The organism is Nonomuraea antimicrobica (assembly GCF_039536965.1).
GTDB classification, from domain to species: Bacteria; Actinomycetota; Actinomycetes; order Streptosporangiales; family Streptosporangiaceae; genus Nonomuraea; species Nonomuraea antimicrobica.
This window is the reverse complement of the sequence record NZ_BAAAZP010000253.1, coordinates 1-6,238: the sequence shown is the minus strand read 5'-3', so window position 1 is coordinate 6,238 and position 6,238 is coordinate 1. Positions and strand designations below refer to the sequence as shown.

The 6,238-nt window shown below is 66.7% G+C and carries 12 protein-coding genes; 3 read left to right on the top strand and 9 right to left on the bottom strand.

Annotated elements, in window-relative coordinates; genetic code table 11:
* On the top strand, positions 1–1,021 hold a 1,021-nt coding region (locus ABD844_RS52245; protein ID WP_344897578.1), incomplete at its 5' end, for an IS30 family transposase.
* 185 nt (positions 1,022–1,206) lie between these two features.
* The gene (locus ABD844_RS52240) at positions 1,207–1,656 is read left to right on the top strand and encodes a profilin (protein ID WP_344897576.1); all 450 of its coding nucleotides are present in this window, start codon (positions 1,207–1,209) and stop codon (positions 1,654–1,656) included.
* A gap of 323 nt (positions 1,657–1,979) precedes the next feature.
* Here ABD844_RS52240 and ABD844_RS52235 read toward each other — a convergent pair whose 3' ends face one another.
* The 7 genes from ABD844_RS52235 to ABD844_RS52205 all read right to left on the bottom strand — a co-directional run bounded on the left by ABD844_RS52235 (position 1,980) and on the right by ABD844_RS52205 (position 4,327).
* Complete coding sequence (locus ABD844_RS52235) at positions 1,980–2,258, bottom strand: hypothetical protein (protein ID WP_344897574.1); 279 nt, start codon at positions 2,256–2,258, stop codon at positions 1,980–1,982.
* 114 nt (positions 2,259–2,372) lie between these two features.
* Positions 2,373–2,762 carry a hypothetical protein gene (locus ABD844_RS52230; protein WP_344897571.1) on the bottom strand — a complete coding sequence of 130 codons (390 nt, stop codon included), beginning with the start codon at positions 2,760–2,762 and terminating at the stop codon, positions 2,373–2,375.
* Positions 2,759–3,418: a CHAP domain-containing protein gene (locus ABD844_RS52225; RefSeq protein WP_344897568.1), complete on the bottom strand. Its 660-nt coding sequence runs from the start codon at positions 3,416–3,418 to the stop codon at positions 2,759–2,761. The genes ABD844_RS52230 and ABD844_RS52225 overlap by 4 nt, the downstream gene beginning before the upstream one ends.
* Positions 3,415–3,621, bottom strand: coding sequence for a hypothetical protein (locus ABD844_RS52220; protein WP_344897565.1), 207 nt, complete (start codon positions 3,619–3,621; stop codon positions 3,415–3,417). Before ABD844_RS52220 ends, ABD844_RS52225 begins: the two co-directional genes overlap by 4 nt.
* Entirely contained in the window at positions 3,602–3,940 is a 339-nt protein-coding gene (locus tag ABD844_RS52215; RefSeq protein ID WP_344897562.1) for a putative phage holin, read from the bottom strand. The genes ABD844_RS52220 and ABD844_RS52215 overlap by 20 nt, the downstream gene beginning before the upstream one ends.
* The gene (locus ABD844_RS52210; protein ID WP_344897559.1) at positions 3,933–4,139 is read right to left on the bottom strand and encodes a DUF7620 family protein; all 207 of its coding nucleotides are present in this window, start codon (positions 4,137–4,139) and stop codon (positions 3,933–3,935) included. Before ABD844_RS52210 ends, ABD844_RS52215 begins: the two co-directional genes overlap by 8 nt.
* Positions 4,136–4,327, bottom strand: coding sequence for a hypothetical protein (locus ABD844_RS52205; RefSeq protein WP_344897556.1), 192 nt, complete (start codon positions 4,325–4,327; stop codon positions 4,136–4,138). The genes ABD844_RS52210 and ABD844_RS52205 overlap by 4 nt, the downstream gene beginning before the upstream one ends.
* 322 nt (positions 4,328–4,649) lie before the next feature.
* On the opposite strand from ABD844_RS52205, the gene ABD844_RS52200 reads away from it, so the two are divergent.
* A complete protein-coding gene (locus ABD844_RS52200) occupies positions 4,650–4,871 on the top strand; it encodes a hypothetical protein (protein ID WP_344897553.1) in 222 nt (73 codons plus the stop codon).
* Here the strand turns inward: ABD844_RS52200 and ABD844_RS52195 are convergent.
* Both ABD844_RS52195 and ABD844_RS52190 read right to left on the bottom strand, forming a co-directional pair.
* Positions 4,834–5,046 (bottom strand): hypothetical protein, encoded by a 213-nt coding sequence (locus ABD844_RS52195; protein ID WP_344897550.1) that lies wholly within the window; start codon positions 5,044–5,046, stop codon positions 4,834–4,836. The two genes, ABD844_RS52200 and ABD844_RS52195, sit on opposite strands and share 38 nt — an antisense overlap.
* Positions 5,039–6,238: hypothetical protein (locus ABD844_RS52190; RefSeq protein ID WP_344897547.1), on the bottom strand; the 1,200-nt coding region annotated here is incomplete at its 5' end. The genes ABD844_RS52190 and ABD844_RS52195, both read right to left, overlap by 8 nt.

The following is a 6,238-nucleotide window of genomic DNA, read 5'->3' as shown; positions in this document are numbered from 1 at the left end:
GCCGCCGGTCCCACGACCGGCGGCGCCCCCTTCTGGTGCGTCCCGCTATCTGCGCGAGGACGAGCGGATCCATATCGCTGACCGAGTGCGGGAGAAGGCGTCGATCCGCGAGATCGCACGCGAGCTGGGTCGTGCGCCGTCCACGATCAGCCGGGAGGTGCGGCGCAACCGGCATCCGACCAACCGCCAATACCGTCCGCACGCGGCCCAGGCCCGTGCCGACGCACGCCGGCCGCGCCCGAAACCGAGCAAGGTTGGGCAGAACCCCGAGTTACGTGCATACATTCAGGACCACCTGCACGAGCGCTGGAGTCCCGAGCAGATCGCCCAGAGCCTGCGCAGGAGCTTTCCTGACCGGCCAGAGATGCATGTGTGCCACGAGACCATTTACCAGGCCCTCTACGTCCAAGGCCGCGGCGAGCTGCGCCGCGAACTCAGCAAGGCGCTGCGCACCGGCCGCGCCATGCGCAAGCCGCGCCGCCAGGCTCAGCACACACCCATGGTGATGCTCAGCGAGCGGCCCGCCGAAGCTGACGACCGTGCCGTTCCCGGCCACTGGGAAGGCGACTGCATCATCGGCAAGAACGGCAACTCGGCCATCGGCACCCTGGTCGAGCGCACTACGCGTTACGTGATGCTCGTTCACCTGCCCATCGACCGCAGCGCCGAGCGCATGCGCGACGCCCTGGTGGAGATCATGGCCGCGCTGCCCGCCCATCTCAAGCGCTCCCTCACCTGGGACCAGGGCAGCGAGATGGGGCGCCACCACGAGTTCGCCGTCGCCACCGACATGCCCGTCTACTTCTGCAACCCGGCCAGCCCTTGGCGGCGTGGCTCCAACGAGAACACCAACGGCCTGCTGCGCCAGTACTTCCCCAAAGGCACCGATCTGTCAGTCCACACACGCGAGTACCTCGACGCCGTCGCCGCCGAGCTGAACGCCCGGCCACGAAAGACGCTCGGCTGGGACACCCCGGCTGAACGCCTCGCGCAGCTTCTTGGCGACCTACGCCTGACCTAGAAGTGGTGAGGCTGGAGCGTCTGTTCCGGGCGGCCGGGATACAGCCAGAAAGAGGCCACCCCTTGATCACGCGTTCGTGTTGCTCGACGATGACAAGGGAGCCCCTCACGGGCAGCGAGCACGAGACCACGGATACGGCTTGTCCCTCATCTGGGCGGGGGACATGCGCAGGACGGAGCGGGAGCATGCCCAACATGCAGGACATTCTGGACCGCGAACTGATGATCAGTGCCACCTTCGACGGAGCGGCGATCTTCAACACTGCCGGCGAGCTCTATGCCATCAGCCCGACTCGTTTCCGTATCACCCCTGAGGAGATCAGCACAGTCATCAGCGCGTACAGCGACCCGTCCGACGTGCAGGCCAACGGCTTCCAAGTCGCTGGCCACAAGTACGATTACTCCCCTCATTCCGACCGCACGCTGAAGGGCAGGAGTCGCGACCACAGGCCCGGTCCCGACCAGGAGCGTGCCGGAGTCATCTGTGTGAAGAGCAAGCAGACCGTAGACGACGACCAGGTCATCGCCATCGGGAGGTACCGGGTGGGTATCAACCCACACAGGGCCCTCATGGAGGTCGAGCACATGGTCGATGGCATCAACCAACTCGCTTGGTTTATCCCAGACCCCCCCTAATCTGGTCCCCTCGCGCCCGTCGAGCGAGTGATGCACCACCCAGCCACCCGTAGAGCCGCCCCCCGCTAGACCCGGCCGCGTCTCCGGCCCGCGTCTCCGGCCCGCACACGCAACCAGGCTCCCCGCCCGACACATCGTGCTCGACCAGGTCCCCCGAGCGGGTGCACGTGCGCCTCGCTCACGGCAGCACAAAAGATGCTCGACTGGGATACCCCCAGCCGAGCATCTCGCTATGCTGCTCGCAACTAGTAATTGATCACTGTGTTGCGACGACCCCTTGAATTCGCCCCCGAAGGAGAGAGGGGGCGCATGACGGCGACCAGCTATCGGGGCTCGGCCTGACTCTGGATCACGAGAGGCCGGCCAGAGCCGTCCCGAGGATCGGCCACGGGCGTCACCTTCTTCTGGCCAGAGAACCAGGCCCACGCGAAGTAGACGGTGTCGAGCATCTGCTCAACACCGTTCTCGCCGAGCTCCCACTCTGGCGGGATCCATCCGAGCGCGACCGCGAGCCGGGTGAGACCCATCAGGACCAGCGCGATACCGCCGCGCAAAAGCAGCGGGTACCTCGTGGTGAACGGCGTACGGGGAACAGGATGCATCGTCCCTCCTCAGGGGCAGGCCCGCGCATGGCGGGACAGCGACTTCACCAGAAAGGCGTGGCGCAAACGGCCGTTTTGGCCGCCGCGCGGGGGGTTGTCGTGCAGTGGCCCAGGTCACCGCGAAGGGTGATGCCACTGGCCAGGGCCCTGGCCGGGCGGAACGTCGAACTCGACGAAGAACCCAGCCGGGCTCGGGGTGAGCACGTGCAGGTGGACGTGCGCCGGTGAGGTCAGCGCCGGCACTTCTCCAGCCTCGACCCCGCGCACGTCGAGGCTGTCCGCCGTGGCGGTGACGATGGCGGCGCGCGGCGCCTGCAGGCCGTCCCGGCCGCGGTAGATGACGTTGTCGGCGAGTTGGGGGCGGCGTACGCGCATGCTGGCCTCCTCGCGGGCACCGCCGCCGTCCTTCGACGGCGGAAATGACAAACCCGCGGCGGACTGCCGCGGGCCAGGGGCGGTCCGTGCCGTCCGGTACAGGTACAGCCGGACCAGGGTGTCGATCACTTCTTGAGTAGCGCGAGGACCTGGTCGAGCTTGGTTCCCAGCTCCTTGAGGGTGGCCTTGATACGGTCCTGCTCCGTCTCCAGCTCCTGCAGCATCGCCGCCGGCGACCGCTTCGACTCGGTCTTCTCGCCCTTGTTCATCGTGATTCTGGCCTCGTGCCAGACGTCGTTGACGTCCACCTCGTCCTCCTCATAGTCAGGTGTCCAGAAGCCGGCGATCACGGCCGGGCCGCGTACGCGCCTCTTGCACGAGTTGCTGGTATTCCCTTCGATCGTCTGCACCCTGCCGTCATCCAAGTTCCGCTCGACGATGCCGACGTGGTCTATGGCCTGGATGTCGTCGCGGCCATCCCAGTCGAAGAAGATGACCGTCCCGGGCTTGGCGTAGCGCTTGATGTTTGCCGCCGTGCCCTTGTGCCAGCGGCCGAGCCGCTCGCCGTCCTGCGCATGCCAGACCGTGTAGGCCCTGTCGCCGGCCGGAAGCACCGCAGAGGCGTTGCCGGACCGGCGGGCCCAGTGCGTGATCGACATGTTGCACCACGGCGCGAACAGGTACACCGATCCGTGGCGGGCCGCGTACTCCCTCGTGATCTGGTTGGGCCGGCCCGCCATGCCGAGAGCGGCGCGGGCCTCCGCCAGCATTCTCGCCGCTGTCACTGCTCCTCCAACGGCTCGCCATGCGCCTCGGTGGCCTCACTGGCGCCGGGCGATGCTCCCCCGTCGGCCGCTCCCCGGTACACGCCGTCGTCGTCGGGCGGTCCGTACAGGCCCGCGAGGATCTGCTCCTCGTCGGCTTCGCTCGGCCCCCACTCACGGCGGTCCACTCCGGTGGCCACCAGCTCAGGTTCGTTCTGTCTCACTCCTGCTTGCCTCCTTTCGTCGGCGGCGGCTACGCCGCCGGATCAGCACGATGATCCGTATCCGCCACGCCAGCACTACCGGCAGCGTGGCGAACGCGATCAAGCGAGCGATGAGCACCCAGTCCCAGGTCGGCACTGCCAGTCGGATGGCCCACAGCGTGAGCGACGCCGCCAGCGCGGCCTCGAACGCGAAGACGTGCCGACCAGATTCGGTCTTGTGCCAGTCGGCCACCAGGTGGTGGAGCACCACCACCGCGACCGCTAGGACCGCTGACACGGCGATCAGCACGCTGCCCGCCGTCTCCATGTCTTCAGTCACGGCCACCCCCGAACGCTTCCTCGAACATCTCCTCGAATCCGTTGGCTTCGCGGAGCCGTTTCAACCGGGCGGCGAGGTCGAGCATCCAGCGGGCACGCTCCCGTGCCTGCCGCAGATCCCGCTCCGCCCGCCGTCTCGACTCTTCGGCGGCCTGGCGGGCGTCATCGAGGTCCGGCAGGCTCTCGTCTTCGCGACTCATGGGCCCGCCCCGATCTGCTTGGTGCGGATCTCTTCGAGTAGCGCGGCAGCCACTTGTGCCCCCTCTGTGGAGGCCAGCAGGGCGGCGCGGATCTCCTCAGCGTGCGCCCGCCTGGTCAGCTCGTGCGCCTCGCACTCGGCGACGTACAGCTGTCGCCACTCCTCAGCGTCGGCGGCAGCCTCGGCCACGCGGGCGTCCCTATCAGCCCTTACGTCATCCAAGGTGCTGCGCGGCACCAGGGAACTGGGGACCAGTCGCCCGCTGAAGATCAACCAAATCACGCCGAGGAGGACACCCAGCGCCCCCAGCTGCACGAGCGGCAGCTGCGCCCATTCCACGTGCCACGCCTCCCTGACGATGTGTAGGTGCGCCGCCCGTCCGACCCCTCGAAAACGGGCGGCACGTCGAAGGAGCGGAATATCCGGAAATGGACAGTCCCAGCGGTAAACCGGGCGCACGTTTTGGGCGTCTCACCCGCGTCGTTGCCACATGTTCCTCAGGAGACGCTCCATGGCCCGAAAGTCCCCACCGCCGCCGTACGGCCCGCCGCCGCACCCGCGCAAGGTCACCGCGGTGAGCAAGCAAAGGGGCTTGTCCGGCATGAGCCACGCCACGCACCTGATGCTGACGATCTTCACGTGCGGCATGTGGGGACTGCTGGTGTGGCTGCCCTGGTGGATGTTCCGAATGATCTTCAGGCGGAAGAAGAGGACGACGTACTACTACCGCTAAGGGAGGCGCCGTCGCGCAGCTGTGCCAGCTCGGCCGTCACCTGGTCGAGCTCGGCGGTGAGCTGCTGGACGTGCGCCCACAGCATGGCGCACTCATCCGCGAGATTGTTGCGCTGTCGCTGGGTAGCGGCCAACGTGGCCGGGATCGGCACGGATATCTGCGGCTGCTCAGACACGCGACTCCTCTGGGATCGTGTAGTAGCGGTAGGGGGCGCTGCCGTGGACTTCGACATCCGTTCGCAGCGGTTCCACCATCAGCGGCGGCACGTCTTGCCTGATGGCCTTCACCAGCCAGGACACCCTGCGGCCAGGCGTGCCGGAGATCGTGAAACGGCCGCTTTTGGGGTACGTCGCGGACACCCCGTCGGGCACGTCGCGGCACGACAGGAAGACCGCGCGCCCCTCTGGCGATGTGAGGTCCTCAAAGTAGGACGGCAACTCCACGGCGACCAGGCCGTCCTCGTCTAGTTCGACCTCGCCCCAATACTCCACCCCGTTGTGCGGGCTTTCGGTCGTCGCATGAACCAGATACCGGTCCGCATCGCTCGGGTGGTCGATGATGAATGTCTTGACGACGGTGTTCGTGTCTTGGCGCACAAATTGGATGTTGGAGCCGTTCCAAAAGGAGCGGAACATTCCGTCGCCAGGGCCGTTTTGCACCTGCCATACAAACGCCGCATCGCTGCTCCCGCCAGTCACCCCTGTGCCGTAGATGCCGACACGCCCGTCGGAGTAACACACCATGCCGCAGATGATGGCGCTTCCAACGTATTCCGCTAAGCCGATGAAGTTGTCGCTGCTCGACGAGAGCTGGATCATGTACTTGATGCCGCTCATCGGGAGTGATCTGAGCTGCATCACATTTTCGGCGCCAAGGACGTCGGCCGTGATCACGTGATAGTCAAACTCGCTCTCGTAGAAGCGGATCTCAGCATCTGTGGCGAAAAGCGGGTTGATCACCAGCCTCTTGCCTGTCGAACTCGTCGAGCTTGTGAGCCTCCCCACCATGTCGACGTTGCCGCTGGCAGAGGCGAGGTTGAACGTCTGCGCGCCGGTCGAGCCGTACCCGCGAACCCCTGCGTTGTCGATCTCGACCCGCGCACCGCTGGTGCCGCTTCTCAGCTCGAAAGTGCCGTCCGACGCGGACAGGTTCACGGTGCGGACGTTCGAGCTGTTGAAAGCCTGCACCCCGGTTGGCCCGATCAGGACGCGGGGCCCGCTCGTGGCCGTGCGTAATGAGAACTCCCCGCTGGCGCCGTCGATGTCCACCGTGGCGACGCCGTTGGCGTTGTACGCCTGCAGCCCGTCGCCGTTCAACTCGACGCGCGGCCCCGTGAGCGCCGTGGCGATCCGCGCGCCCAGCACCCA

Bases quoted from the DNA above. Each gene is read 5' to 3' on its own strand.
- ABD844_RS52240 (WP_344897576.1), top strand. From the start codon at position 1,207: ATGCCCAACATGCAGGACATTCTGGACCGCGAACTGATGATCAGTGCC.
- ABD844_RS52235 (WP_344897574.1), bottom strand. From the start codon at position 2,258: ATGCATCCTGTTCCCCGTACGCCGTTCACCACGAGGTACCCGCTGCTT.
- ABD844_RS52210 (WP_344897559.1), bottom strand. From the start codon at position 4,139: ATGAGTCGCGAAGACGAGAGCCTGCCGGACCTCGATGACGCCCGCCAG.
- ABD844_RS52200 (WP_344897553.1), top strand. From the start codon at position 4,650: ATGGCCCGAAAGTCCCCACCGCCGCCGTACGGCCCGCCGCCGCACCCG.